Raw genomic sequence first — 26,595 nt, forward strand, 5'->3', positions numbered from 1 at the left:
GGTTCTCCGGATGGGTCAGGATTTGATGCGCCAGGGCAGCATGCGCGTCAGCACATCGTCCCTATCGATCAGATGATGTTTGAGCGCGGCGCCGATATGGCCCACGACCACGATGGCCAGCAGGTAATTGAGCAAGCCGTGCAGGCGCTGCAGGCTCTCTCCCAGTTCGCGGTCCGGCGCGATCAGGTCGGGCAGCGGCAGCACGCCGAAATAGACGGTCTGGATACCCTTGGCCGAACTCATCAGCCAGCCGGACAGCGGAATGGCGATCATCAGCAGATACAGCGCCAAGTGGCCGGCATGGGCCATCGCCCGCATCGCCGCGCCCATGGCGGACGGCAGCGCCGGCGGTCGGTGGCCGAAACGCCAGGCCAGCCGCAGCCACACCAGCAGGAACACGGTGACGCCGGCCCACTTGTGCCAGGAATAGATTTTCAGCTTGAACGGCGACAGCGGCAGGCCATGCATGTAGAAGCCGACGCCGAACAGACAGACAAGCATCACCGCCATCAGCCAGTGCAGCAGAATGGCGGTAGAGGTGTAACGCGTTTGCGACATGGGCAGCCTCTTGGTGAACTCAACGAAAAAGCCGGCCTCCCCCGTCGCGCGCGGCGCTGCCGATGCCGAGGAGGGATGCCGCCTGCTTAAAACTGTAAGCGCTTTTCATTTCGCGAAATAGACGGCGAAGGCAAATTCATCATTTCCCATCAGGAAACAATCTGCCGGAACTATTTTCTTCCCATCCGCTCCGCGGTCTTCACCCCGCGCCGAAGATACCAATAGCATCTCAGATCATGCCCCATGACTGCAAACGCCCCGAAAGACTGCGCGACCTCTACCGCATCTTCCTTGCCGCTGCTAAGCTGGCCTGCATCCTCATTTTGCCCGACGCCATGCTTGCCGATGCCGCCACGCGGCGCCGCGTCCCGCTTTGCCGGAACTGCCGCCATCACTACATCACCCACGACCCGCGCTTCCCCTACGGCTGCCGGTCGATGGGCTTTTCCAGCAAGCGCCCGCCCTGCCAGGACGTGCAGGCAGCCTCCGGCCGGCCTTGCCTGCGCTTTCACCCCAAGGCGGACTGATCGCCGGCCCTAGCCGGCATGGCGCTCCAGCCCCCCTCTTCCCCGGCTTCCGCTCCAGATCGCCCATTGAACCGGCCATATGGCTGTTCCGACAGCGCTTGCTCAGGCAGCGCTTCGCGCGTCGCCGTCCTGTGCATCGCCATCATGCCGCGGCCATGCCGTTTTGTCAGGCTCGAACGTCGCACCAGAGGACAAGCGCATGGAAGACAGGAAATTTCGAGCAAACATTCCACCGCAAACCATTGTTTTTTGTACTGTTTACCAAACAACCATCGGTCTGACTAATTCACAGCATCAGAAAATACGATTAGCGTCCCTCCGGCTTCCTCTTTTATTTTTTCAGCAGCGCCAAACGAGCGCAGCACCCCCAAAGGAGGATGTCATGAATGAGGAGACTCTGAAGAAGATCCAGTCCAATCCGAAGTATCTGGAACTGGTCCACAAGAAAACCAGCCTCGGCTGGACGCTGGCCATCGTGATGTTGGTCATTTACTACGGCTACATCCTGGTGCTGGCCTTCGCCCCGTCTCTGCTGGGCAAGCCGCTGTACCAGGGCGCGACCATGACCGTGGGCATCCCGGTCGGCGTGTGCATCATCCTGTCGGCCTTCGTGCTGACCGGCATCTACGTGCGCCGCGCCAACCAGGAATTCGACCCATTGACCCAGCAGATCGTCGAGGAGGCCAAGTGATGCAGCAAATCCGACTCAAACTCGCCGCCTGCTCGGCGGCGCTGCTGCCCGCGCTCGCCTGCGCGGCCGGCGCGATAGAAGGCGACGTCAAGCAGCAAGCCACCAACTGGCACGCCATCATCATGTTCTTCCTGTTCGTCGCCTTCACGCTGGGCATCACCTACTGGGCGGCGCGCCGCACCAAGTCGGCCAGCGACTTCTACGCCGCGGGCGGCGGCATCACCGGCTTCCAGAACGGCCTGGCGATCGCCGGTGACTATATGTCCGCCGCGTCCTTCCTGGGGATTTCCGCGCTGGTGTTCGAAAAGGGCTACGACGGCCTGATCTACTCGATGGGCTTCCTGGTCGGCTGGCCCATCATCCTGTTCCTGGTGGCCGAACGGCTGCGCAACCTGGGCAAGTACACCTTCGCAGACGTCGCCTCCTACCGGCTCGGACAGACGCCGGTGCGCAGCTTCGCCGCGCTGTCCACGCTGGTGGTGGTGGCGATCTACCTGATCGCCCAGATGGTCGGCGCGGGCAAGCTGATCCAGCTCTTGTTCGGCATGAGCTACAGCTCCGCCGTGCTGATGGTCGGCGTGCTGATGGTGTGCTACGTGCTGTTCGGCGGCATGCTGGCCACCACCTGGGTGCAAATCATCAAGGCGGTGCTGCTGCTGTCCGGCGCCACCTTCATGGCCATCATGGTGCTGTCCACCGTCGGTTTCAGCCCGGAAATGATGTTCGAGAAAGCCGTGGCCGCGCACAGCAAGGGCGCCGCCATCATGGCGCCGGGCAAGGCGGACCCGATCGACTCCATCTCGCTGGGCCTGGCGCTGATGTTCGGCACCGCCGGCCTGCCGCACATCCTGATGCGCTTCTTCACTGTCGCCGACGCCAAGGAAGCCCGCAAATCGGTGTTCTTCGCCACCGGTTTCATCGGCTACTTCTACATCCTGACCTTCATCATCGGCTTCGGCGCCATCATGCTGGTGCTGAACCAGCCGGGCATGATGGAAACCGTGGTCAAGAACGGCAAGTCGGTCACCCAGCTGATCGGCGGCAACAATATGGCCGCCATCCACCTGGCCGACGCCGTCGGCGGCGACATCTTCCTCGGCTTCATCTCCGCGGTGGCCTTCGCCACCATCCTGGCGGTGGTGGCGGGCCTGGCGCTGTCCGGCGCGTCCGCGGTGTCGCACGATCTGTACGCCAGCGTGATCAAGCACGGCAAGGCCAACGAGGCCGACGAGATCCGCGTGTCCAAGATCACCACCGTGGTGCTGGGCGTGGTGGCCATCGTGCTGGGCCTGGTGTTCGAGAAGCAGAACATCGCCTTCATGGTCGGCCTCGCCTTCTCCATCGCCGCCTCCGCCAACTTCCCGGTGCTGTTCCTGTCCATGTTTTGGAAGGGCCTGACCACGCGCGGCGCGGTGGTGGGCGGCCTGGTCGGCCTGCTGACCGCGGTGGTGCTGATCGTGCTGGGACCGACGGTGTGGGTGGAAGTGATGAAGCACGAGCACGCCATCTTCCCGTACAAGAACCCGGCCATCTTCTCGATGACCCTGGCCTTCGTCGTCACCTGGCTGGTTTCGGTGCTGGACACCTCCAAGCAGGCCGCAGACGAGAAGGCCAAGTTCGAGGCCCAGTACGTGCGGGCGATGACCGGCATCGGCGCCAGTGGCGCCAGCAAGCACTAAATGTCATCATCATTGACATGCCGCGCGCCGGATGACGCGCGGCGATAACACCGAAAAGACTCTGGAGAAACACGTATGTCGACGCTAGATTCCATCCTCAAGGAAACCCGCAGCTTCGCCCCGTCGGAAGAATTCCGCCGCAAGGCGTCCATCAGCGGGATCGAAGCCTACCACGCGCTGTGCGAGCAGGCCGACGACCACTACCTGTCCTTCTGGGGGGATCTGGCGCGCGAACTGATCACCTGGAAAAAACCGTTCTCCCGCGTGCTGGACGACAGCCAGGCGCCGTTCTTCAAGTGGTTCGACGACGGCGTGCTGAACGCCTCCTACAACTGCCTGGACCGCCACCTGGCCGCCAACGCCAACAAGATCGCCATCATCTTCGAAGCCGACGACGGCGAGGTCACCCGCGTCACCTACTCCGAGCTGCACCGCCGCGTCTGCCAGTTCGCCAACGGCCTGAAGAGCCTGGGCGTGAAGAAAGGAGACCGCGTCGTGGTCTACATGCCGATGGGCATCGAGGCGGTGGTGACGATGCAGGCCTGCGCCCGTATCGGCGCCATCCACTCGGTGGTGTTCGGCGGCTTCTCCGCCGGCGCGGTGCGCGACCGCATCCAGGATGCCGGCGCCACCGTGGTGGTCACCGCCAACGAGAGCGTGCGCGGCGGCAAGAACGTGCCGCTGAAGGCCACCGTCGACGAGGCGCTGGCGCTGGAAGGCGCCGAATCGGTCAGGCACGTGGTGGTGTACCAGCGCACCAACGGCGGCGCCGACTGGACCGACGGCCGCGACGTGTGGTGGCACAAGCTGATCGAAGGCCAGAGCGAGGCCTGCGAGCCGGAATGGATGGGCGCCGAAGACCCGCTGTTCATCCTCTACACCTCCGGCTCCACCGGCAAGCCCAAGGGCATCCAGCACAGCACCGCCGGCTACCTGCTGGGCGCGCTGAACAGCTTCCGCTGGGTGTTCGACTACAAACCCAACGACGTCTTCTGGTGCACCGCCGACGTCGGCTGGATCACCGGCCACAGCTACGTCTGCTACGGCCCGCTGGCCAACGGCGCCACCCAGGTGATCTTCGAGGGCGTGCCCACCTATCCCGACGCCGGCCGCTTCTGGAAGATGATCGAGCAGCACAAGGTGTCCATCTTCTATACCGCGCCGACCGCGATCCGCTCGCTGATCAAGCTGGGTTCGGACCTGCCCAAGCAATACGACCTGTCCAGCTTGCGCGTGCTGGGCACGGTCGGCGAGCCCATCAACCCCGAAGCCTGGATCTGGTACTACGAAACCGTCGGCGGCGGCCGCTGCCCCATCGTCGACACCTGGTGGCAGACCGAGACCGGCTCGACGATGATCGCGCCGCTGCCGGGCGCGATCGCCACCAAGCCTGGCTCGTGCACGCTGCCGCTGCCGGGCGTGATCGCCGACATCGTCGACGAGTCCGGCGCCCAGGTGGAGCCGGGCCGCGGCGGCTTCCTGGTGATCAAGAAGCCCTTCCCCAGCCTGGTGCGCACCATCTGGAACGATCCGGAACGCTTCAAGAAAACCTATTTCCCCGACGAGTTCGACGGCAAGTACTACCTGGCCGGCGACTCCGCCCACCGCGACGAGAACGGCTATTTCTGGATCATGGGCCGCATCGACGACGTGCTGAACGTGTCCGGCCACCGCCTGGGCACCATGGAGATCGAATCGGCGCTGGTGGCCAACCCGCTGGTGGCCGAGGCCGCCGTGGTCGGCAAGCCGCACGAGGTGAAGGGCGAGGCGGTAGTCGCCTTCGTGGTGCTGAAGGGCGCGCGTCCGCAGGGCGACGCGGCCAAGACCGTGGCGGCCGAACTGAAGAACTGGGTCGCGCACGAGATCGGCAAGATCGCGCAGCCGGACGACATCCGCTTCGGCGAGAACCTGCCCAAGACCCGCTCCGGCAAGATCATGCGCCGCCTGCTGCGTTCCATCGCCAAGGGCGAGGAGATCACCCAGGACGTCTCCACGCTGGAAAACCCGCAAATCCTGCAACAACTGCAGCAGCCGCTGTAATACGCTGAGGAGCGCATTGACGGCCGTCGCCTGGCGACGGCCTTTTTTCATTCCCCGCCTCGGCCTGGCACTACTCCGCGCCGCAGGAGTATGCGAAACTGGCGCCATGAATGCCAATGGCGTTGCGCCGCATGCCGGATAAGCCCCGATGAAGAAAAGCCTCCCCGTCCGTTTGCCTGGCGCCGCCCTGCTGGCCGCCGCCCTGCTCGCCGCCAGCCATGCCCGCGCCGACGAAGGCGGCGTCGGCTTCTGGCTGCCGGGCCAGATGGGCACCTTCGCCGCAGTGCGGAACGACCCCGGCTGGTCGTGGACCTTCAGCGGCTATCATGCCTACGCCAATTCGGAAACCCGCAAGCAGAACAAGAACGGCCGGGTGCGCGACAGCGCGCTGAGCACGCCCAGCGACACGCTGTTCATCGCGCCCGCCTACACCTTCGCCACGCCGGTGGCCGGCGCGCAGGCGGCGGTGTCGCTGACCGGGCTGTACGGGCGCACCGATGTCTACGACAACGAATCCGTCACCTCCGCCCGCGGCCGGACCCGTTCGGCCAGCAGCGATGACAACCGCAGCGGCGTCGGCGACCTGTACCCGATGGCGACGCTGAAATGGCAGCGGGGTAGCCACCACTACCTGGCTTATGCGACGCTGGGCATGCCGACGGGCGACTACGACGTCAATCGCGCCGCCAACCTCGGCCTCAACCACTGGTCGTACGATGCCGGCGGCGGCTACACCTATCTCAACGAAGCCAGCGGCACCGAGTTCTCGGCCGTGCTGGGCATGACGATCAACCAGAAAAACCCGGACACCGAATACCGCAACGGCAACGACGCCCATCTGGACGTGTCGCTGTCGCAGTTCCTGAACGAGAATGTCCACATCGGCCTGGTCGGCTACGCCTACCACCAGCTCGCCAACGACTCCGCGCCCGGCATCGGCAGGAAGGATCTGAAATCGCGGGTCGCCGGCCTGGGACCGCAGCTCGGTTATTTCTTCAAGGTGGGCAAGAACCAGTGGTACGCCAACCTGAAGGCCTACGACGAATTCGACGCCAGGAACCGCACCGCCGGCTGGAACGCCTGGCTGTCGCTGTTCGCGCCGATCTAGCGCGCCATCCGACGCATGCCGCGATGAAAGCCCGCAACCCATGACGCTCCTGCCGCCAGACTTCGCCAACCTGCATGAGACAGAACTGGCTCGCCTTGACGCCCTCCTCGCCGGTTCTCATGAAAAATGGCCGTCGTTCTACGCGAACCGGCAACGTCCCTGCCCTTTCTTCGTCGACGCGCCGGACGAAAACCTCGCGGCCTGGCTGGACGCCGGCCGCATTGCGCCTGGCCTGGCCATAGACCTGGGCTGCGGCCACGGCCGCAACGCCTTGCACCTGGCCGGCAAGGGATTTCGCGTTCGGGCCGTGGACTTCTCCGAATCCGCCATCGCCTGGGCCCGCGAGCGCGTCGCCGCCAGCGGACGGCCCGTCGAAGTCATCCAGGCCTCGGTGTTCGAATTTCCATTCGAGGAAGGCGCGGCCGACCTGGTCTACGACGGCGGCTGCTTTCATCACCTCGCCCCGCATCGACGCCATCAATACATGGCGCGCGTCGCCAGCATGCTGAGGCCGGGCGGCTGTTTCGGCCTGGTGTGCTTCTCGCCGTCAGGCGGCGGCGGGTTCAGCGACGCCGAGGTATACGAGAAAAACAGCCTGGGCGGCGGACTGGGGTACGACGAACGGCGCTTGCGCGAGCTGTGGTCGCCATGGCTGGAGATAGAAGCCATCGCGCCGATGCGGGAGATGCCCGCATCCGGCCCGCTGTTCGGCAGGGATTTCCTGATGACGATGCTGGCGCGCAAAAAATAGGGCGGAAGCCCGGCGGCGCCGGGCGTTCCGCCGCGACATCCCGCTAGCTTGCGGCTCACTCCAGCCGGAAGCGCGCGATCATCTTGTCCTGCTCCGCCACGTCGGAGACGGTGTCGTTGCAATGCCGCAGCTGCACCTGGGCCGCGTCGCTGACCCGCTGGCCGATATGCTGGATGTTGCCGGCGCTGTCGTTGATCTCCTGCGTCATCTGGCTTTGGCGGCCCACCGCGCCGGCGATTTCGCTGTTCCTGGCATTGATGTCGGAAATCACGTCCTGGATGCGCAGCAGCATCTCGCTGATCTGCTCGGCGTCCTTCACCGTGCTGCTGGCGCACTCGCGGCTTTCGTCCATTTTTTCCCTCGCCTCGCCGACGCCGCGCTGCAGCTGCTCGATCATGCTGCGGATTTCCTGCGTCGCCTGCTGGGTCTGCGACGCCAGCTTGCGGACCTCGTCGGCCACCACCGCGAAGCCGCGCCCCATTTCCCCGGCGCGCGCCGCTTCGATGGCGGCGTTCAGCGCCAGCAGATTGGTCTGCTCCGCCACGCCGGTGATCACCCTGACGATGGATTCGATGTTCTTGCTGAATTCGGCCAGTTCATTCATCGAGTTCGAGGTCTGGTCCAAAGTGTCGGCCAAGCGCCGGATCGCCTGGCTGGACTGGGTCACCAGCGACATCCTGCTGCCGGTCTCCTCGTGCGCCAGCCGCGCGGCTTCCGCCACCGCGCCGGCATTGGACGTCATCTCGCCGGACGCCTCCGCCACCTGGCCGATGGCAGCCACCAATTGCTCCAGCTCCTGCCGCAGCCGGCTGGCCTCGCCGCTGCTCTGCTGAGCCTCTTCCGCGCTCTGTTCGGCGCCGTGATGGACGCGGGTGGAAATCTGCCGGATGTCGCCGATCAGCCGCTGCAGGTAGGCGATGAAACGGTTCAATTCGCGCGCCACTTCGCCAAACTCGTCCTTGGACGATTCGTCCACCCGCCGCGTCAGGTCGCCGTTGCCGCTGTTGAGTTCGGCCAGCGACAGCTTGAGCTGCTGCAGCGGCCGGCGCAGGATCTGCTGCATCAGCGTGCTGAGGATCACCATGCTCAGCACCACGCCGATCACCGCGCCCCAGAAGCCGCGCCAGCCTATCTGTCTGGCTTCGGCCATCACCTTGTCCTCATCCAGCACCACGCCCACCAGCCACTTGGCCGGCTGCAGGCGGTCCAGCGGATGGAAGGCCACCATCAGCTTCCGGCCGCCGGCCTCGATCTCCTGCACCTTGTCGCCCAGCGCGGGCGCGGCGCCGCCGAACAGCTCGGCGACGCTCTTGCCGTTCAGCTTGGCGTCCGGATGGCTGATGATCTTGCCGTCGGCGGACAGCAGGAAGGCATAGCCGGCGCCGTTGAAGGTGGCGGTATTCAGCGCCTCGGACACCGATTTCAGGCTGAGGTCGCCGCCGAACGCGCCCTTGAACGCGCCCTTGTCGGTCAGCTTGGCCACCACCGAGATCAGGATCTCGCCGGACGCGGCATCCGGGTAGGGATCGGTCAATCCCACGCCGGCCGCGGCCTTGGCCACCGGATACCACGGCCGCTTGCGGGCATCCCAGTCGGGCGGCGGATTCCATGAAGAATCGTTGGAGATCTTCTTGCCGTCGGTATCCAGGCCGCCGAACACCAGCTTGAATTCCTTCTTCAGCATCGGCCGCTGAAACACCTCGACGATGCGCTCGCCGCTGAAATTGGCGTCTATGGTTTCCGACATCAGCTGGATCTGCGCCAGCTTGCCGTTCAGCCAGTTGGCGATCTGCTCGGCCAGCACCTGGCTGGTCTGGACCACCTCCTGCTCCTTGCCGCTGCGTATGCTGTCGGCGACGCTCAGGTATTGCAGCCAGGACAGGGTCGACAAGGTCACAGCCAGCACCAGAGCGGAAATCAGGCCGGCTTTGTGCGCGATCTTCATGACAGGGGGTCCAAGGTCGAGTGAGTATTTTCACCATAGCGCACCTGTGCACACCGCCAAGCCGGCCTGTTCATTTATTTACAAAAACCGCCAAGTTTCGACATCCCGCGTCTCAAGCCGGCGCGCCGAAAGACACCCGCCCGACCCGGTAACACTCGCAGACTCCGCCATCGCTCGGCTCCAGCGGCCTGCGCGACAGACTCAGGCGAACCATGGTCCAGCTCGCGGGATCGAAAGCCGCCGCCAGGGCCAGCGCATCGCCCGCCGCCGTGCGAGCGTCACGCCAATCCTGCTGCGCCTGCCGCGCGGCCTCCATGCCCATGCCCTCCGGCAGCGGCAATCTCTCCACCATCGCATAGCGGGCCTCGGCCACATCGTCCGTCCACTCGCCGAACCAGGCGGCGGCGCTTTCCACCGCCGGCCGGCCGAATGAGGCGCACAGCGCGGCGAAGCCGGGGCCGGACAGGAAGTCGCGCATGCCTTCCGCGCGCCGCCACAGGTAGAACGGCGCGTAGGCGTTCGCCTGGGCACCGGCCTCCCCTGCGCGGCTGTAGAGATAGGCCTTGAGGCCCAAGCCCGGCATGCCGTCGGTCAGATGGCCGCGCTCGGCGATGCGTTTTTCGATGATCTCCATCGGGTAATCGGCCGGCAGCGCGATCCGGTAGCGCATCGCCATCATGATTTCAGCGCCTCCGCGGGCAATTGAGACGCCTGGCGGCCATGGCTGAACGACCAGTTGTCCATCTCGCCGTCGCTGACCACCACCATCAGGTCGGCCGGCGCGAGGCCGGGGGACGCCGCCAGCAATGCGGCCATCCGGGCGTACAACGCCGCCTTGGCCTGCGCGCTGCGCGGCCGGCCGGTCTGGATGGCCACCAGCGTGAAATCGCCGGAACGCGGACCGCCGGCGTAATCGCGGTCGAAGATCATCTCGCCCGGCTCATGCTGGTGGATCAGCTGGAAACGGTCGGCCGGCGGCACGGCGAAGCATTCCGTCATCGCCTGGTGGATGCTGTCGGCCAAGGCGCGCAGGTATTGCGGCGGCTTGCCCTTGTGCAGGGAAATGCGAACGTAAGGCATGGTGCGCTCCTTTATAAAGTTGGATCGGCCAGAACGGCATCCAGCTGCTCCAGCGCGGCGGTGGCCGACGGCCAGCCGACGTAGAAAGCCAGGTGGGTCACAACCTCGGCCAGCTCATCGGCGGCGAGGCCGTTGTCCCGCCCGCGCCTCAGGTGGAAGGCCAATGCATGGGGGCGGGATTGCCCCAGCAGCGCGGCGATGGTGATCAGGCTGCGCTCGCGCGGCGACAGCGCGGCGCGCTGCCAGACGTCGCCGAACAGCGCCTCCCGGGTCAGTTGATCCAGTTTGGGCGCCAGGCGCGGCAAAGCTTCGGATGGGGAAAACATGGAGCGGCTCCTTTGTGGCGTTGAAGGCATGCGCTCACTGTAAACCCAGGCAATAATTCATAAAATCGAATATATTTTCACAAATCATCCTAAAATTCAGGACTATTAAGATGCGCAAAACCCTGCTCGACCTGGACGCGCTGCAAAGCTTCGTCCGCGGCGTGGAGCTGGGCAGCTTTGCCCGCGCGGCCGAAGGCCTGCACCGGTCGACCTCCGCCATCAGCGCCCAATTGAAAAAGCTGGAGGAACAGGCGGGCATACCCATTCTGCAGAAGAACGGCCGCGGCCTGGAGCCGACGCCGGCCGGCGAAGCGCTGTTGTCCTACGCCCGCAGGCTGCTGGAGCTGAACGACGAGGCGGTGCAGGCGCTGAAGGGCGCGGCGCTGGCCGGCAGCGTGCGGCTGGGCCTGGCCGAGGACTTCGGCGAAGGCCTGCTGCCCGACGCGCTTGGACGTTTCGCCCGCGCCTGCCCGGACGTATGCGTGGAAGTGAAGGTAGGCCGCAGCCAGGGATTGCAGCAGGCGCTGAGGAACGGCCAGCTCGACCTCGCCTTGCTGTGGAGCGACGGCTCGCACTGGCCGCATCAGGACCAGCTGGGGCAGATTCCCTTGCACTGGATCGCCAGCTCCGCGACGGTTGCCCGCGCGCCCGGCCAGCCGGTGTCGCTGGCGCTTTTCGATCCGCCCTGCCTGGCGCGTCGCCAGGCTTGCGACGCGCTGGACCAGGCAGGACTGGCGTGGCGGGTGGCCGTAAACGGCAGCAGCCTGGCCAGCCTGTGGTCCGCCGTGCGCGCCGGCCTGGGCGTCACCGCCCGCGCGGCCTTGTGCCTGCCGCCGGACCTGAAACCGCTCGACGCCACCGCAGCCGGCCTGCCGCCCCTGCAGAAGCTGGAACTGGCGCTATGGCGGGCGCAGACGCCCTTGCCCGTCGCGGCGGAACAGCTGCGCCTCATCCTGCGGGACGGCGCGGCCGCTCAGATCGCGGCCGGCGAGCGCGCCGCGCCGAAGCCGCGGGTACCCGAGGCGGCCGCGTAAGCTTGCGCGCCGGCATGGTCGCGCGCCACCTGTTCCGCCACCGCTCTCACATCGGCATACTGCTCGGCGTAACGCTGGACGAAATCCCCGCCCAGGCCAAGGATGTCTTCGGTCTCCAGCATCTGGCCATCGCAGGCCGGGCCGGATATCACCGGAATCGAGACCTCGTCGGCGATCCTCCGCGCGGCCGGCTCGTCCACCCCGTCCAGCAACAGGCCGAAGGCCCCGGCCCGCTCCATCTCCCGCGCCGCCGCCTCGTGCGGCGCCATGCCGGCGCGCGCCGATTCCCTTCTGATGTGCCCCATCACCGGCACGCCGCAGGAGACCAGAAACGCCATCGTGTCCGCCGTCTCCGGGCCGCCCGCCAGCCTGACCGCCGCGGCGCCGGCCTCCAGCAGCCGGGCTGCGCTGCGCAGCGCCTGCTCCGAAGACGCCCCGCAGCAGGGCATGGGCAGGTCCGCCACCACGCAGGCGCGCTCGGTCGCCCGCGCTACTGCGCCCGTGTGACGGACCATGCGCTCCAGCGCGAACGATTGCGCGCCAGGCTGGGCATCCCCCTCCATCGGGACAGCGTCGTCTATCAGCACGATGTCCACCCATTCGTCGACGGCCTCCGCGATGGCGCCGCTGTAGGCGGTCAGGGCCATCAGCTTGCGCCGCCCCTTGCTGTTCCGGATGGCCGGCACGGTCACGCGCCGGCTAACGCTTGCCTTGCTGCTCATGATGCATGCTCCTAGGATGACCGGCGCGCTCGCCGGGGATGAAGCGGGCATGCTATTAGAGTATCCTGCCGATAGGTTAATGAGAATTTGTCATATCCTGTCCATCCAAACGTTATACAGCCATGAATCTGCGCAATCTACGCTATTTCGTCGCCGTGGCCCGCCACGGCAGCTTCCAGAAGGCCGCGCCACGCATCCACCTGACGCAGCCGGCGTTGAGCAAGGCGATCCAGCAGCTGGAAGAGGAGCTGGACGCGACCCTGCTGGTGCGCAGCCGCCCTGGCAATCCGGCCAGCCTGACGCCGGCCGGGGAACTGGTGCTGCGCCGCGCGGAAAGGCTGCTGAGCGAAAACGCCGCCATGCTGGACGATCTGGCCCGCCTGAAACGCCAGCCGCAGGGCGAACTGCGCCTGGGCCTGCCGCCGCTGGCCGGCATTCCCCAGGTCGCGCGCTTGCTGCAGACTTTCCGCGCCCGCTATCCGCTGGTTCAGTTGCGCCTGTTCGAGCGCGGCGGCTGCGAGCAGGAGGAGGCGGTGCTGCGCGGCGACATCGAAGTGGCGATCTGCCTGCAGCCGCAGCGGCCGGAACTGGACAGCCTGCTGATCTGCGAGCATCCGCTGCGCTTCGCGCTGCCGCTCTCCCATCCGCTGGCCGGCCGGGCCAGCCTGAAGCCGGCCGAAGTGGCGGACCTGCCCTGGATACGGCTGGAAGGCGCCTCGCAGGTGAACCGCATGGCCGCCGACGCCTGGCAGCAGGCCGGGCTGGTGCCGGAAACCTATGCCGACAGCGGCCACCTGGGGCTATGCCTGTCGCTGGTGGCCGCCGGCTGCGGCCTACTGATCCTGCCGGAACCCTGGCTGCCGCCCCATTCGGCCGACATCGCGCTGGTGCCGTGCGACGATCCGGCGCTGAGCTGGAGGCTATCGCTGATCTGGCGGCGCGGCGCGGCCTTGTCCGAACCGGCCGAACGATGGCGCCAGCTGCTGGTCGATGAAAACGCGGCGCGGGACGGCGCGGCGGGTGTTGAAGAGGATAGCGCTAACGAAGATAATTAACGGTTTTTGAAGCGGAATCCGACAGCATGGCCGTCATCACTCTCGTCGACCGGATCGACGCCCTCCTGCCCCAGACCCAGTGCGGACAGTGCAGCCACGCCGGCTGCCGCCCGTACGCCGAGGCGCTGGCGCAAGGCCGCGACCCGATCAACCGCTGCCCGCCGGGCGGCGAGGACGGCATCCGGGCGCTGGCGGAGCTGCTGGGCCAGCCGGCCATCCCCTTCGACCCCGCCGGCCCGCAGCCCAAGCCGCGCGCGCTGGCCGTGATCCGCGAAGACAGCTGCATAGGCTGTACGCTGTGCATCCAGGCCTGTCCGGTGGACGCCATCGTCGGCGCGGCCAAGCAGATGCACACGGTGATCGCCGACGAATGCACCGGCTGCGAGCTGTGCCTGGCGCCCTGTCCTGTCGACTGCATCGACCTCGTCCCAGTGGCCGATCCGGACGACGGCAAGCGCGAGCGGGTGATGGCCCGCGCGGCGCAGGCGCGCAAGCGCTTCGACGCCCGCCAGGCGCGCAAGGACCGCGACGCCGCGGACAAGGCGAGACGCCTGGCCGAGCGCGCCGCGGTGGCGGCGCCCGCTCCCGCGGCGAGCCCCGTCGCCGGGGTCGCCCCCTCCGCCACGGCGCTCGCCGCCGACAAGAACGAGTTGATCCGCAAGGCGATGGAGCGCGCCAAGCAACAGGCGCCGGTAGCCGCCACCGCGTCCGCCGACAAGATGGCGGTGATACGCGCCGCGATGGAGCGCGCCGCCGCGATGAAGGCCGCCCAGCAGGAAGCAGACAAGGATAAAGAGTGAACGCCGCCAAACGCCAAGAAATCTTCCGCCGCCTGCGCGACGACAATCCGCATCCGACCACCGAGCTGGAATACAACACGCCGTTCGAGCTGCTGATCTCGGTGCTGCTGTCGGCCCAGGCCACCGACGTCGGCGTCAACAAGGCCACCCGCCGCCTGTACCCGGTGGCCAACACGCCGGCCGCGATGCTGGCGCTGGGCGAGGAAGGCCTGGCCGAATACATCAAGACCATAGGCCTGTACAAGACCAAGGCCAGGAACGTGATCGCCACCTGCAGGCTGCTGCTGGAAAAACACGGCGGCGAGGTGCCGCAGACGCGCGAGGCGCTGGAGGCGCTGCCCGGCGTCGGCCGCAAGACCGCCAACGTGGTGCTCAACACCGCCTTCGGCCAGCCCACCATCGCGGTGGACACCCACATCTTCCGCGTGTCCAACCGCACCCGCATCGCGCCGGGCAAGGATGTGCGCGAGGTGGAGGACAAGCTGGAGCGTTTCGTGCCCGCCGAATTCAAGCTGGACGCGCATCACTGGCTGATCCTGCTGGGGCGCTACGTATGCAAGGCCAGGAAGCCGGAATGCCACCGCTGCGCGATCGCGGACCTCTGCGAATACCCGGCAAAACCGTTATGATGGAAATAGAGTCGAAATTCGATATCGATGACAGAAAACGGCTTGTATATTCCACTATTCGCCCCAATATGCCTTTTCGAATCAGCCAGCTACCAAGAGGATTGCCTGTGACAACGAGTCTTCGCATCATGGCCGGCGCCCTGCTCGCGGCGTCGTTACTGTCCGGCTGCGACAGGATCGAGCAGTTTGTCAAAGGCAGCAACCAGCCAGCCCCCGTCGCCATTCCTGCCCAGCAGGACGGCCGCGTAGCCATGCTGCTGCCCGACTTCACTCAGCTGGTCAGCCGGGACGGCCCGGCCGTGGTCAATATCCAGGCCACCCGCGAAGGCGGCGGAGCCGCGCCGCAGCAAAGCGGCAACATGCCCTTCCCGGTGCCGGAAGACGACCCGCTGTACGACTTCTTCCGCCGCTTCATGCCCAACCAGCCGCCGCAACAGGAGCAGGGCCCGGAGGAAAGCGTGTCCTACGGTTCCGGCTTCATCATCAGCAGCGACGGCTTCATCCTGACCAACGCCCACGTGGTGGCCGACGGCGGCCAGATCCGCGTCACGCTGACCGACAAGCGCGAACTGCGCGCCAAGCTGGTGGGCCTGGACAAGCGCAGCGACGTGGCCTTGCTCAAGGTGGCCGCGGCCGACCTGCCGGTGGCCAAGATCGGCAATCCGGCCGACCTGAAGGTCGGCGAATGGGTGGCCGCCATCGGCGCGCCGTTCGGCTTCGACAACACCGTCACCGCCGGCATCGTATCGGCCAAGGGCCGCAGCCTGCCCGACGAGACCCTGGTGCCCTTCATCCAGACCGACGTGGCGATCAACCCAGGCAACTCCGGCGGCCCGCTGTTCAACCTGCGCGGCGAGGTGGTCGGCATCAACTCGCAGATCTACAGCCGTTCAGGCGGCTTCATGGGCATCTCCTTCGCCATCCCGATCGACCTGGCGATGCAAGTGGCCGACCAGCTGAAGACCAAGGGCAAGGTCAGCCGCGGCCAGCTGGGCGTCAACATCCAGGAAGTGACCCAGGAGCTGGCGCAATCGTTCGGCCTGCAGCGGCCCTCCGGCGCGCTGGTGGTGCGCGTCGACCCCAAGGGCCCCGCCGCCAGGGCGGGCCTGCAGGCTGGCGACATCATCCTGAAGCTCAACAACCAGTCCATCGACAGCTCCAAGGATCTGCCGATGCTGGTGGGCTCGCTGGGCCCCGGCACCAAGATCAAGCTGGTGGTGTGGCGCAAGGGTTTCGAGAAGACGATGGAAGCCACACTGGTGGAACAGGCACAGGAACCCGGCAGCAACACGAAACCGGCCAGCGACAACTCGCCGCAAGGCTACCAGTTCGGCAAGCTGGGCCTGACGCTGTCCGAGCTGACGGCGGAGCAGCGCGGCGACCTCGGCATCCGCGGCGGCCTGCTGATCCAGAAGTCGCAAGGCCCGGCCGCGCGCTCCGGCCTGATGCCGGGCGACATCATCCTGGGACTGAACCAGAACGACATCACCAGCATCAGCGCCTTCGAGAAAGCGCTGGCCAGCGCCGGCGGCCACGCCGCGCTGCTGGTGCGCCGCGGCGAGGCGGTGCTCTACATCGCGCTGCGCACCGACTGAGCCTTGCCCCGCTCCGACGAAAAACGCCGCCTTCCGGGCGGCGTTTTTTTGTCCATCGCAAACCGTCTATAAATCCTGCATGACAAACGCTTTCCGCCGAGCGCGGAGGGAGGATGCGATGGGCAAGCTGCGCGTAGCCTGTTTCGCGCTGTCGGCAGACGGTTTCGGCGCCGGACCGGAACAGAGCCTGGACCACCCGCTGGGCATCGGCGGCATGGCGCTGCATCAATGGGCGTTCGCCACCGCCGCCTTCCAGCGCCTGCACGGCGGCGGCAGCGGCGGCGAGACCGGAGTGGACAACGACTTCATCGAGCGCGGCTTCGACAATGTCGGCGCCTGGATACTGGGACGCAATATGTTCGGCCCGGTGCGCGGCCCATGGCCGGATCGGGAATGGAAGGGGTGGTGGGGCGAGGAGCCGCCCTACCGCGTCCCGGTGTTCGTGCTGACCCATCACGCCCGTCCCGCGCTCGCGATGCAGGGCGGCACCGTGTTCCATTTCGTCACCGACGGCATCCAGGCCGCGCTGCAACGGGCCCGGCAAGCGGCCGGCGGCCGGGACGTGCGGCTGGGCGGCGGCGTCGACACGGTGCGGCAATACCTGCGCGCCGGCCTGGTCGACGAATTGCACCTGGCCATCGCGCCCGTGCTGCTCGGCGCCGGCGAAGCGCTGTTCGCCGGGCTGGACCTGCCGGCGCTCGGCTACCAATGCGCGGAACGGGTCCCGGGCGAAAGAGCCTGCCATCTGCTGCTGCGCCGGCTCGACCGGCCGGCCTGAGGCGGAAACAAAAAAAGCGGAGCCCATGGGCTCCGCCATTTCAAACACAGCCTGAATCAGGCCGGATTGTGCAGCAGCGAATTGCGCCGCGAGTAGCCGAAGTACACCACCAGGCCGATCAACAGCCAGGCGGCGAAGCAGGTCCAGGTCAGCAGCGACAGCTGGGTCATCAGGAAACCGCAGCACAGGATGGCCAGCGCCGGAATGGTGGGCACCGCCGGGCAGACGAACTTGCGCGGCAGGTCCGGCTCGCGCTTGCGCAGCACGATCACCGACAGCGCGATCAGCGTGAACGCGGCCAGGGTGCCGATGTTCACCAGCTCGGCCAGCGTGTGCAGCGGCACGAAGCCGGCCAGCAGCGCGATGATGGTGCCGATCAGCCAGGTGGCCTTGTACGGGGTGCCGTACTTGGGGTTCACCTCGGAAAAGATCTTGGGCAGCAGGCCGTCGCGGCTCATCGCGAACAGGATGCGGGTCTGGCCGTAGGTCATCACCAGGATCACGGTCATCATGCCCAGGATGGCGCCCAGGTCGACGAAGCCGGCGAACCAGTCCAGCTTGGCCACCTGCAGCGCCAGCGACACCGGGTGGTCGACGCCGGCGAAGTTCATGTAGGGCACGATGCCGGTCATGATGGCTGCCACCACCACGTACAGGATGGAGCACACCACCAGCGACCAGATCACGCCGCGCGGGATGTCCTTGGCCGGGTTCTTCACCTCTTCCGCCGCGCAGGTGACGGCGTCGAAGCCGATGAAGCTGAAGAACACGATGGCGGCGCCGTGGAACACGCCGGAGAAGCCGAACGGCAGCGCCGGCTGCCAGTTGGCCGGCTTGACGTGCCACACGCCGATGGCGATGAACAGCACCACCACCGCCACCTTGATCAGCACCACGATGTTGTTGACGCGCTTCGATTCCTTGATGCCGAAGGCCAGCAGCGCGGTGATGATCATCGCGATGCAGAAGGCCGGCAGGTTGAACAAGGTTTCCTTGCCCGGCACCGAGCCGGCGGCGGCGGTCAGCGCCTGCGGCAGCGTGACGCCGAAGCCGGACAGCAGGCTCTGGAAGTAGCCGGACCAGCCGACCGACACCGCGGACGAGGCCAGCAGGTATTCCAGCAGCAGGTCCCAGCCGATGATCCAGGCGATCAGCTCGCCCAGCGTGGCGTAGGCGTAGGTGTAAGTGGAGCCGGAAATCGGCAGCATGGAAGCGAATTCGGCATAGCACATCGCTGCGAAGCCGCAGGCGAAGGCGCTGATGACGAAGGAAAGCACCAGGCCGGGGCCGGCGATGGTGGCGCCGGTGCCGGTGAGCACGAAAATGCCGGTGCCGATGATGGCGCCGATGCCCAGCATGGTAAGGTCGAACGCGGAGAGCTCTTTTCGCAGCCCGCGCGAAGTCTGAGCGGCGGCCAACATGCCTTGCACGCTCTTCTTGCGCATCAAACTCATTGTCTACTATCCCGTATTTACCCCGAAACCGGCCCGCGCCGCCGTACGTCGCGGCGGCGCTGAAACGACAAGACGCCCGCTGTCCAGGCGGGCGCCTCATACTCGGATTCGGCTGTTGTGATCTGATTTGTCCCTCTGCGGCTGTCCTGTCTTGTCTGCCATGTGCAGGCCATGCTCGCGGAGGCCATCGATACTACCGTAGGAAGCAACGGTCACAATACGGGAAAACACCAATAGCTTACAAGCAAATAATCAACAGTCATAACAAGGAGCAATTACGGCAGCGGCATCCTGTCCACCAGCCTGCGCGCCGCCCGCTCCAACCTGGCGCGCCGGTTGTCGCCGTCGCCCAGCCGCTCGCGGCCGCTCCACAATACGGTTCCGTCTTCGCCCTTCACCGTCAGGCTCAACTCGATCCACTGCTCAAGCCGGTACGGCGGCTGACGCCAGTAACCGTCATAGCGCCAATCCACAGGCTGGTCCACCCACTGCTGACGCTGCTCCTCGGCGAAACACAGGCGCCAGCCCGGCGGCGGCCCCTCTTCCAGGCCGCGCAGCGCCAGCCGGGCGGAAAGCCAGCCATGCCAGTCGGCGCCGTCGCCGTCGGGCAGGCACTCCAGCCGGACGCGGGGCGCCGATGCCGCGGAATCGCCGATGTCCGCCCAGGCCAGGCCGGAAACCAGCAGCAGCGCGGCCAGGCCGCCCGTCAGCAAACCGCTCATCGCCCTCTCCTTTTCTATCCGATACCCGAACAGACTGCCTCCAAACGACAAAGTGCCGCGATGGCGGTCGCGGCACTTTTAAAAAGACGGAAGCAGGAAGATTCCTACCACCACGCCTCTATTTGCACGCCGAAGGTGTTGGCGTGGGTGCGGCCGCCGGCGGCGAAAGTGCTCAGGTTGGCCTGGGCCGCCGCGTTGTTCCAGTTATAGTGGCTGGCGTACACCCGCAGCTCGGGCCGGGTCCAGAAATCGGTATTGGGCGCGAACGCCACCGCCAGCGTCGCCTTGTTCAGCTGCTGCGCCGGCTGATCGTCGGCATTGCGCCGGGTCAGGCCGATCTCGGTCAGCAGCTTGACGTTGGCCGCCACGCCGTAGGACAGCCTGCCGCCCAGGGTGGCATCGCGGTATTTGCCGGCGTTGTCCGGCGCCACGCTCTGCCAGCCCAGCACCGCCTGGCCGCCGAAGCGCCCGCGCTGCCAGTCCAGCACGTCGGCGACGCGGCTCTGCCGCGCGCCGGCCTGCGCCGTGCCCTTGCTGTCCAGGTTGTAGAACTGGCCGGACAGCGACGCGTGGCCGGTGGAAGTCTGCAGGAACAGCGAGTTGTTGACGCCCTGGGCCAGGAAGTCCTTCTGATTGTGCAACAGGCCCAGCGCCGCGCCGGGCTTGCCGATGGCGAAGTCGCCGCCTATCGCCGCGCCGGTCAGCGTCAGCTTGCCGCCGGGATTGGTCTCTATGCCGGTCAGCTGGAAGTTGGCGCGGCGCGCGTTGTTGGGCGTGGCGTTGTCGTTGGCGTAGCTGCCGGACGAGGAGACGGACAGGTTCAGCCTGGCCTGGCCGACGGAGATGCCGTCCACGCCGGCGCCGTAGTTGTCGCCGTCCTGCATCAGCCAGTTGTCCAGGATGTGGATGTCCTGGATGCGGTGGTAGCGCTGGCCGGCCCACAGCGTCAGGTTGGGCGCGAATTCCAGCCCGCTGATGTAGCCGTAGACCTGCGAGGCGCTGGTCTTGCCGTTGTAGATGGTGGGCATCACGTAAGCGCCCCAGCTGACGCCGTTGCCCAGCGTCCATTTCTTGCCGACGCCGAACTCGATATAGGTGTCGCCCTCGTTGCCCAGGCGGAAGTGCTGCAGATCGCCACCCAGCTGGTACTGGCCCTTGGGCAGATTGTCGCCGGCGCTGGCGTAGAAGCCGCTGCGCAGATAGCCGTCGAACTGGAAGCCCATCTCGTCCAGCGCCTTTTTCACCGCGCCGCTCAACTGCTCGGCGCTGAGCTGCGGCGCCGGCGCGGCGGCCGGCGTCTCATCGGCCCAGGCCGGCAGGCCGGCCCCCAGCGGCAGCAGCACGCACAGCCAGCTTATCGTCTTCGTCCTCATTCTTGTCTCCTTGTCCCAATGCATGTTCACGCCCGTCGCGCGGGCAAAGCTCCGCCCTGCCGGCCTGTCGGCCGGCATGAGGAGGTGTTCGGGTATAGGCGCGTTTAGGTCGCGGCCGGCGGCGTCGCCCGGTACAGCAGCGAATGCCAGGGCCGCAATCGGCCAGGGGGCTGCGGCGGGTAGTTGGACAGCAGCAGTTCCATCGTCCAGCCCTCGGGCATCGCGCCGGCCGGCAGCGCGTAATGGCTGTCGTCGGCGCCGAAGTGGCTGATGGCCAGCAGCATTTCGTCGGCGCAGCGGCGGGTGTAAATCCACAGGCTGGGATGATCGGGCGTCAGGCAGCGGTAGTCGCCGTCGGCGAACACCCGGTATTGCTTGCGCAGCTGGATCAGCCGACGGTAGTGGTGTGCCGTGGAGTTGGGGTCGCCGATGGCCGTGGCGACATTGACGCTGCCGGCGTCCGCCGCCACGCCTATCCAGGGCTCGGCGGCGCTGAAGCCGGCGTTCGGGCCGTCGTCCCACTGCATCGGCGTGCGGGCGTTGTCGCGCGAGCGCTGGCGGATCACCGCCATCGCGTCGGCAGCGGTGAAGCCCTCGGCCAGCAACTGGCGATAAGCGTTCAGGCTTTCCACGTCGCGCAGCTGGCCGATGTCGGCGAAACCGGGATTGGCCATGGCGATCTCCTCGCCCTGGTAGATATAAGGCGTGCCCTGCAGGCCGTGCAGCGCGGTGGCCAGCATCTTGGCGGATTCGGTCCGCCAGCGGCCGTCGTCGCCGAAGCGGGACAGCGCGCGCGGCTGGTCGTGGTTGCACCAGAACAGCGCGTTCCAGCCGCCGCCGGCGTGCATGCCGGTTTGCCAGTCGGACAGGATGCGCTTGAGCGCGATGAAGTCCACCGCGCCCGGCCGCCATTTCTCGCCATCCGGGTAATCCACCTTCAGGTGGTGGAAATTGAAGGTCATGCTCAGCTCGCGCCGGTCCGGCCGGCTGTAGGCGATGCAGTGCTCCAACGAGGTGGACGACATCTCGCCCACGGTCAGCAAGTCATGGCCGTCGAACACCTCGCGGTGCATCTCCTGCAGATGCTGGTGCACGCGCGGGCCGTCGGTGTAGAAGTGGCGGCCGTCGCTGTCGTCCTCGGAGAAGGCCGGGTCCTTGGAGATCAGGTTGATCACGTCCAGGCGGAAGCCGGCCACGCCCTTGTCGCGCCAGAAGCGCATCATCTTGTACACCTCGGCCCGCACCGCCGGATTCTCCCAGTTGAGGTCGGCCTGGGTCTTGTCGAACAGGTGCAGGTAGTACTGGCCGCTGGCCTCGTCCCACTCCCAGGCGCTGCCGCCGAACTTGGACTGCCAGTTGTTCGGCGCGTCGCGCCAGATGTAGAAGTCGCGGTAGGGATTGTCCCTGCCCTTGCGAGCCTCCTGGAACCAGGCGTGCTCGGTGGAGGTGTGGTTGACCACGATGTCCAGCATCACGCCGATGCCGCGCCGCTTGGCCTCGGCCAGCAGCAATTCGAAGTCTTCCATCTCGCCATAAGCCGGGTCGATGCTGTAGTAGTCGCTGACGTCGTAGCCGTTGTCGCGCTGCGGCGAGCGGTAGAACGGCGTCAGCCACAGGTAGTCGACGCCCAGCCAGGCCAGGTAGTCCAGCCGGTCCACCACGCCCAGGAGATCCCCCGTCGCCTGATTGCGATGGCTGCTGAAGCTCTTGGGGTAGATCTGGTACACCACCGCCCGTTTCATGTCCTTAGACATTTTGCGCGGCCTCCTCTTGAGCGGCAGCGGCCAGCTGGCGGCGCGCCAGCAGCCAGGTCAGGCCGAAGGGCAGGGCCAAGGCCACCAGGGTGCCCGCCAGGAACAGCGGGATGTGCTGCGGAATGATGGAGATAAAGGCCGGCAGGCCGCCGACGCCGATCGCCGACGCCTTGACGTGGCCCAGGCTGATCAACACCGCCGCGCAGGCGGAGCCGGCCAGCGCCGCGTAGAACGGCAGCTTGTAGCGCAGATTGACGCCGAACATCGCCGGCTCGGTGATGCCGAAGAAGGCCGACACCGCCGAGGTGGACGCCATGTTCTTGTCGTTGGCGTTCCTGGCCAGCCAGAACATCGCCAGCGCGGCGCTGCCCTGGGCGATATTGGACAGCGCGATCATCGGCCAGATGAAGGTGCCGCCCTGGCTGGAGATCAGCTGCAAGTCCACCGCGATGAACATATGGTGCATGCCGGTCAGCACCAGCGGCGCGTACAGCGCGCCGAACAAGGCCGCGCCCAGCCACGGCGCCAGGTTGAACACGTAAACCAGCGCGTCGGTGACAGCAATGCCCAGGTGGCGGGCCAGCGGACCGATCACCGCCAGCGCCAGGAAGCCGCTGACCGCGATGGTGACGATGGGCACCACCAAGAGCTGCACCGCGTTGGGCACCCTGGGCTTCAGCCACAGCTCAACGCGGCACATCACCCAGGCCGCGGCCAGGATGGGCAGGATCTGGCCCTGATAGCCCACCTTCTCGATATGCAGGCCAAAGAGATCAAAGTAAGGCACCGAGGCGCCGTCCAGCCCGGCCGCCGCCTTGCCGTAGTTCCAGGCGTTGAGCAAGTCCGGATGCACCAGCAGCAGGCCCAGCACGATGCCGAGAATCTCGCTGCCGCCGAAGCGTTTGGCCGCCGACCAGCCCACCAGCGCCGGCAGGAACACGAAGGAGGTGTTGGCCATCATATTGATCAGGCCCCACAAGCCCGACAGGCCCGGATAGGCGTCCAGCAGGCTCTTGTCCGCGATGAACATGCCCTTGGCGCCCAAGAGATTGTTGGCGCCCATCAGCAGGCCGGCGATGACGATGGCCGGCAATATCGGCATGAACACGTCGGAGAACACCTTGACCAGCTGCTGCAAGCGGTTCTGCTTGGCGTCGCCGCTGGCCTTGACGTCGGCGATGGTGGCGCGCGCCACGCCGCCCTGCTTCACCATCTCGGCGTAGACGCGGTCCACATCGCCGGAGCCGATGACGATCTGAAATACCCCGGCATTGATGAAGTGGCCCTTCACCAGCGCCACCTGGCGCAGCGCGTCCCCATTCACCTTGGATTCGTCGTTCAAAGAGATGCGCAGCCGGGTGAGGCAGTGCGCAGCTTGGCGGATATTGCCAGCGCCGCCGATATTTTCCAGTATCCGCGCGGCGATCGCCTGATAGTCGTGACTCATCATCCCTCCCTGTCCCTTGTTGCGGCGGCGGGTCAGCGTCTATTCACGATGCCCGAAATCCGCCTGTTTGTGGTGATTGTCTGCATGGCAACCGAGGGCAAGTTAACTTGTACATACAAGTTGGTCAACACTCGTCTGTACGAGTTTGCGGAAAGTCAAACTGACTGCCGCCATTTCGCAACAGCGGCAAAAAGAAGGCCCGGGCGGATGACTCCGCGCCGGGCCGGTCTCATTCATCTGTTCTGCAATCAACGGTGGATCGCCCCTGCGGGGCATCCACCCTACAAAACCGCCTGCCGTAGGGCGGAATCTCGACAAGGCCGGGGGTTCCGCCGGGGCGCAGCCATCATGGGGATATGCGGGATACGTGGCGGCAGACGGATCTTTCTCGCCAGAGCATCCGACAAATACACAGCTCTCCTCCAGAAAGTGGCGTGTTTCGTCGAATTTTAGCCCCCAAATAAGCAAAAAAATTCATTATCATCATGATTCCAATATGAAAATATTGACGGCATAATTTTTCCACACCAAAATGCAGGCTTTAATACGACATTTTTGGTGGTGCTCAATTTCGCATCCTCTGGTCGCAGGGACGCGCCGACGGCTATCCCCTAGCTCCACGTTAGGCCACGCAAAAAAGGTCGCACAGTCGGTACGCACATAAATTTCACCACTTCACTCCGGACGGATCTCTATGCATCGAATCATTCAGTCCCACTTAGCAAGTTTTGTCACTAGCTTTGGACTTGAAGCTGACGATGAGGCAACTCAGTTCGAGAAATTTTCTTCTCATTGCATTCTCTCCAGTTTCTACGCTGGAGAATTCGATCTAGATGACGTGGTGACGTCTACGGGAGACGACGGCATTGACGCCGTTGCTGTTGTGATCGACGAAATGGTTACCACTTCCGCAGAGGACGCGGCAGCACCATTCCAAACTGCCCGCCGGAATCACGATGTCGACTTCGTATTCATTCAGGCCAAGCGAAGCGAGGGTTTCGATCTCGGTGAGTTTCTGAAGTTTAAAGAGGGCATCCTCCGCTTTGTAAATCAAACCCCTTACGCAGCGACAGATGAAGTTCTTGTCGAAGCTCGCGCCACTTTCGAACTCGTAGTGCGAGAAGTCCCAAAACTAAGAAACGGACGTCCGACACTGACTGCGAGGTTCGTTACTACGGGACAGTACCAAAAACCAGATGCGCTAGAAACTGCGCTCCGCGACTTCGTCGGACAACTGACCGAACTAGGACTGTTTCACAGTATCGATGTAAAGTTCGTAGATCGCGACGAACTCACTAAGTTGTGGGTTGGAACATATTCTGGTGTCGAAGCGAGCTTGCCACTGTTTAGCCAAGCCGCACTGCCGAATATCCGCGGGATCGACGAGGCATACCTAGCAGTGGTCAAAGCGAGCGACTTTGTCGACAATCTTCTCGTTACCTCTGAAGGGGGCCTTCGTACTCATGTTTTCGAGGAGAACGTTCGGTCGTTCCTTGGTGAAGACAACACAGTGAACGCATCGATTGCAGCGACACTAGCTTCTGACAGTTCGTCGCGCTTCCCGGTGCTAAACAACGGGATCACAATCGTTTGCCCTGACATCAAGCTCCAAGGCACAACCCTTCATCTATTCAATTATCAGATTGTTAATGGCTGCCAAACGTCAAACGTACTCTTTCGCCATCGCGAGGCACTTGGCGACGTAATGGTCAATATCAAAGTGGTAAAGACACAGCACGAGGACGTGTTCGCCGAACTTGTCCGAGCGACCAATAGCCAATCAAAGGTGGAGGACGCGCAGTTCCTCTCACTTAAGCCAATTGTCAGAAACGTCGAACACTACTTCAACTCGTACGATGGAGCAGAGAGCCGCCTGTACCTTGAGCGACGCGACAGACAGTTCGTTGGAATGGAAGTGCCGGCCATTCGCATCTTCACTTTGAACAACGCATCAAGGTGCGTCGCAGCAATGTGGCTGAACCGACCAGAACTCGCAAGTCGCTATACAAAGCAGATGTATAACGAATTGAAAGACCAAATGTTTGCTGACACAGTCAAGGAATCGGTCTACTACGCTTCCTGCTTGACTATGTATCGCTTCAACCTACTAGTGTCGAATAGTACGATACCGAAGAACATGAAGCGGTTCAAATGGCACATGCTCACCTTGGCTCGAGCCGCTATTTGCGGCGGCGGAGAGATAGTGCCCCTAAACTCTAGGCAAGCCGAGCGGTCAGCCCTGCGCGTCATAGAAGTCATGGGGCAACATGGAGCCGCAGCCACGGAAGTTTTTGCCCGTATCGTGGCAGTTTGCCAAGGCTTGGGGGACGTGACCGCTGACAGGCTAAAACGCCAAACCGTCCTACAAGAGTTGCTGGCGGGCCTTGGTAAACCAGCTGTCGATGCTAACTAGATCTACCCTTCTGAGGGCTCGCCCCGGCAAGCCTGGTCGAGACTCTTATGCCCCATATTATGCATAAGACATATTCACCACCAAAAAATGGGGACCGGAAAAAAGGGGGACAGA

General features: G+C 65.0%; 24 protein-coding genes. 13 read left to right on the forward strand and 11 right to left on the reverse strand.

From position 1 onward, the window contains the following. Positions 1-15 precede the first annotated feature (15 nt). Positions 16-558, reverse strand: coding sequence for a cytochrome b (locus tag CV_RS16160; RefSeq protein ID WP_011136825.1), 543 nt, complete (start codon positions 556-558; stop codon positions 16-18). A gap of 236 nt (positions 559-794) precedes the next feature. On the opposite strand from CV_RS16160, the gene CV_RS16165 reads away from it, so the two are divergent. The 6 genes from CV_RS16165 (at position 795) to CV_RS16190 (ending at position 7,354) form a co-directional block, all read left to right on the forward strand. After that, the gene (locus CV_RS16165) at positions 795-1,085 is read left to right on the forward strand and encodes a hypothetical protein (protein WP_218567038.1); all 291 of its coding nucleotides are present in this window, start codon (positions 795-797) and stop codon (positions 1,083-1,085) included. Between the two features lie 382 nt (positions 1,086-1,467). Further along, positions 1,468-1,776: a DUF485 domain-containing protein gene (locus CV_RS16170; protein WP_043596526.1), complete on the forward strand. Its 309-nt coding sequence runs from the start codon at positions 1,468-1,470 to the stop codon at positions 1,774-1,776. After that, positions 1,776-3,455 carry a cation acetate symporter gene (locus CV_RS16175; RefSeq protein ID WP_011136828.1) on the forward strand — a complete coding sequence of 560 codons (1,680 nt, stop codon included), beginning with the start codon at positions 1,776-1,778 and terminating at the stop codon, positions 3,453-3,455. Before CV_RS16170 ends, CV_RS16175 begins: the two co-directional genes overlap by 1 nt. A gap of 75 nt (positions 3,456-3,530) precedes the next feature. Then, entirely contained in the window at positions 3,531-5,495 is a 1,965-nt protein-coding gene (gene acs, locus CV_RS16180) for an acetate--CoA ligase (RefSeq protein WP_011136829.1), read from the forward strand. A 148-nt stretch (positions 5,496-5,643) separates the two neighbouring features. Next, positions 5,644-6,603 carry a SphA family protein gene (locus CV_RS16185; protein WP_011136830.1) on the forward strand — a complete coding sequence of 320 codons (960 nt, stop codon included), beginning with the start codon at positions 5,644-5,646 and terminating at the stop codon, positions 6,601-6,603. Between the two features lie 40 nt (positions 6,604-6,643). Further along, positions 6,644-7,354, forward strand: coding sequence for a class I SAM-dependent methyltransferase (locus CV_RS16190; protein WP_011136831.1), 711 nt, complete (start codon positions 6,644-6,646; stop codon positions 7,352-7,354). A gap of 55 nt (positions 7,355-7,409) precedes the next feature. Here CV_RS16190 and CV_RS16195 read toward each other — a convergent pair whose 3' ends face one another. The 4 genes from CV_RS16195 to CV_RS16210 all read right to left on the reverse strand — a co-directional run bounded on the left by CV_RS16195 (position 7,410) and on the right by CV_RS16210 (position 10,705). Then, the gene (locus CV_RS16195; RefSeq protein ID WP_011136832.1) at positions 7,410-9,299 is read right to left on the reverse strand and encodes a methyl-accepting chemotaxis protein; all 1,890 of its coding nucleotides are present in this window, start codon (positions 9,297-9,299) and stop codon (positions 7,410-7,412) included. A gap of 112 nt (positions 9,300-9,411) precedes the next feature. Further along, positions 9,412-9,978, reverse strand: a complete 567-nt coding sequence (locus CV_RS16200) for a DUF4865 family protein (RefSeq protein WP_011136833.1) — start codon at positions 9,976-9,978, stop codon at positions 9,412-9,414. Further along, positions 9,975-10,379 carry a tautomerase family protein gene (locus CV_RS16205; RefSeq protein WP_011136834.1) on the reverse strand — a complete coding sequence of 135 codons (405 nt, stop codon included), beginning with the start codon at positions 10,377-10,379 and terminating at the stop codon, positions 9,975-9,977. Before CV_RS16205 ends, CV_RS16200 begins: the two co-directional genes overlap by 4 nt. 11 nt (positions 10,380-10,390) lie before the next feature. Further along, entirely contained in the window at positions 10,391-10,705 is a 315-nt protein-coding gene (locus CV_RS16210) for a carboxymuconolactone decarboxylase family protein (protein WP_011136835.1), read from the reverse strand. Between the two features lie 110 nt (positions 10,706-10,815). Here CV_RS16210 and CV_RS16215 point away from each other — a divergent pair, with 110 nt between their 5' ends. Continuing rightward, entirely contained in the window at positions 10,816-11,739 is a 924-nt protein-coding gene (locus CV_RS16215) for a LysR substrate-binding domain-containing protein (protein WP_011136836.1), read from the forward strand. On the opposite strand, the gene CV_RS16220 is transcribed toward CV_RS16215, so the two are convergent. Further along, the gene (locus tag CV_RS16220) at positions 11,679-12,461 is read right to left on the reverse strand and encodes a 3-methyl-2-oxobutanoate hydroxymethyltransferase (protein ID WP_011136837.1); all 783 of its coding nucleotides are present in this window, start codon (positions 12,459-12,461) and stop codon (positions 11,679-11,681) included. The genes CV_RS16215 and CV_RS16220 overlap by 61 nt on opposite strands. A 122-nt stretch (positions 12,462-12,583) precedes the next feature. On the opposite strand from CV_RS16220, the gene CV_RS16225 reads away from it, so the two are divergent. The 5 genes from CV_RS16225 to CV_RS16245 all read left to right on the forward strand — a co-directional run bounded on the left by CV_RS16225 (position 12,584) and on the right by CV_RS16245 (position 17,318). Further along, complete coding sequence (locus CV_RS16225) at positions 12,584-13,516, forward strand: LysR family transcriptional regulator (protein ID WP_011136838.1); 933 nt, start codon at positions 12,584-12,586, stop codon at positions 13,514-13,516. Positions 13,517-13,542: 26 nt separating this feature from the next. Beyond that, the gene (gene rsxB, locus CV_RS16230; protein ID WP_011136839.1) at positions 13,543-14,316 is read left to right on the forward strand and encodes an electron transport complex subunit RsxB; all 774 of its coding nucleotides are present in this window, start codon (positions 13,543-13,545) and stop codon (positions 14,314-14,316) included. Continuing rightward, the gene (gene nth / locus CV_RS16235) at positions 14,313-14,945 is read left to right on the forward strand and encodes an endonuclease III (protein WP_011136840.1); all 633 of its coding nucleotides are present in this window, start codon (positions 14,313-14,315) and stop codon (positions 14,943-14,945) included. The genes rsxB and nth overlap by 4 nt, the downstream gene beginning before the upstream one ends. Before the next feature lie 128 nt (positions 14,946-15,073). Beyond that, entirely contained in the window at positions 15,074-16,540 is a 1,467-nt protein-coding gene (locus tag CV_RS16240; RefSeq protein WP_011136841.1) for a DegQ family serine endoprotease, read from the forward strand. Positions 16,541-16,658: 118 nt separating this feature from the next. Further along, complete coding sequence (locus tag CV_RS16245) at positions 16,659-17,318, forward strand: dihydrofolate reductase family protein (protein WP_011136842.1); 660 nt, start codon at positions 16,659-16,661, stop codon at positions 17,316-17,318. A gap of 56 nt (positions 17,319-17,374) precedes the next feature. On the opposite strand, the gene CV_RS16250 is transcribed toward CV_RS16245, so the two are convergent. The 5 genes from CV_RS16250 to treP all read right to left on the reverse strand — a co-directional run bounded on the left by CV_RS16250 (position 17,375) and on the right by treP (position 24,071). Continuing rightward, a complete protein-coding gene (locus CV_RS16250; RefSeq protein WP_011136843.1) occupies positions 17,375-18,772 on the reverse strand; it encodes an amino acid permease in 1,398 nt (465 codons plus the stop codon). 275 nt (positions 18,773-19,047) lie between these two features. After that, on the reverse strand, positions 19,048-19,494 hold the full coding sequence (locus tag CV_RS16255) for a hypothetical protein (protein WP_011136844.1): 447 nt from the start codon (positions 19,492-19,494) through the stop codon (positions 19,048-19,050). Between the two features lie 104 nt (positions 19,495-19,598). Beyond that, positions 19,599-20,867, reverse strand: coding sequence for a carbohydrate porin (locus CV_RS16260; RefSeq protein ID WP_011136845.1), 1,269 nt, complete (start codon positions 20,865-20,867; stop codon positions 19,599-19,601). 104 nt (positions 20,868-20,971) lie between these two features. Continuing rightward, complete coding sequence (gene treC, locus CV_RS16265; protein WP_011136846.1) at positions 20,972-22,621, reverse strand: alpha,alpha-phosphotrehalase; 1,650 nt, start codon at positions 22,619-22,621, stop codon at positions 20,972-20,974. Further along, a complete protein-coding gene (gene treP / locus CV_RS16270) occupies positions 22,614-24,071 on the reverse strand; it encodes a PTS system trehalose-specific EIIBC component (protein ID WP_227590051.1) in 1,458 nt (485 codons plus the stop codon). Before treP ends, treC begins: the two co-directional genes overlap by 8 nt. 691 nt (positions 24,072-24,762) lie before the next feature. Here treP and CV_RS16275 point away from each other — a divergent pair. After that, positions 24,763-26,481 (forward strand): AIPR family protein, encoded by a 1,719-nt coding sequence (locus tag CV_RS16275; protein ID WP_011136848.1) that lies wholly within the window; start codon positions 24,763-24,765, stop codon positions 26,479-26,481. Positions 26,482-26,595 lie beyond the last annotated feature (114 nt).

This window comes from Chromobacterium violaceum ATCC 12472 (assembly GCF_000007705.1).
GTDB lineage: Bacteria > Pseudomonadota > Gammaproteobacteria > Burkholderiales > Chromobacteriaceae > Chromobacterium > Chromobacterium violaceum.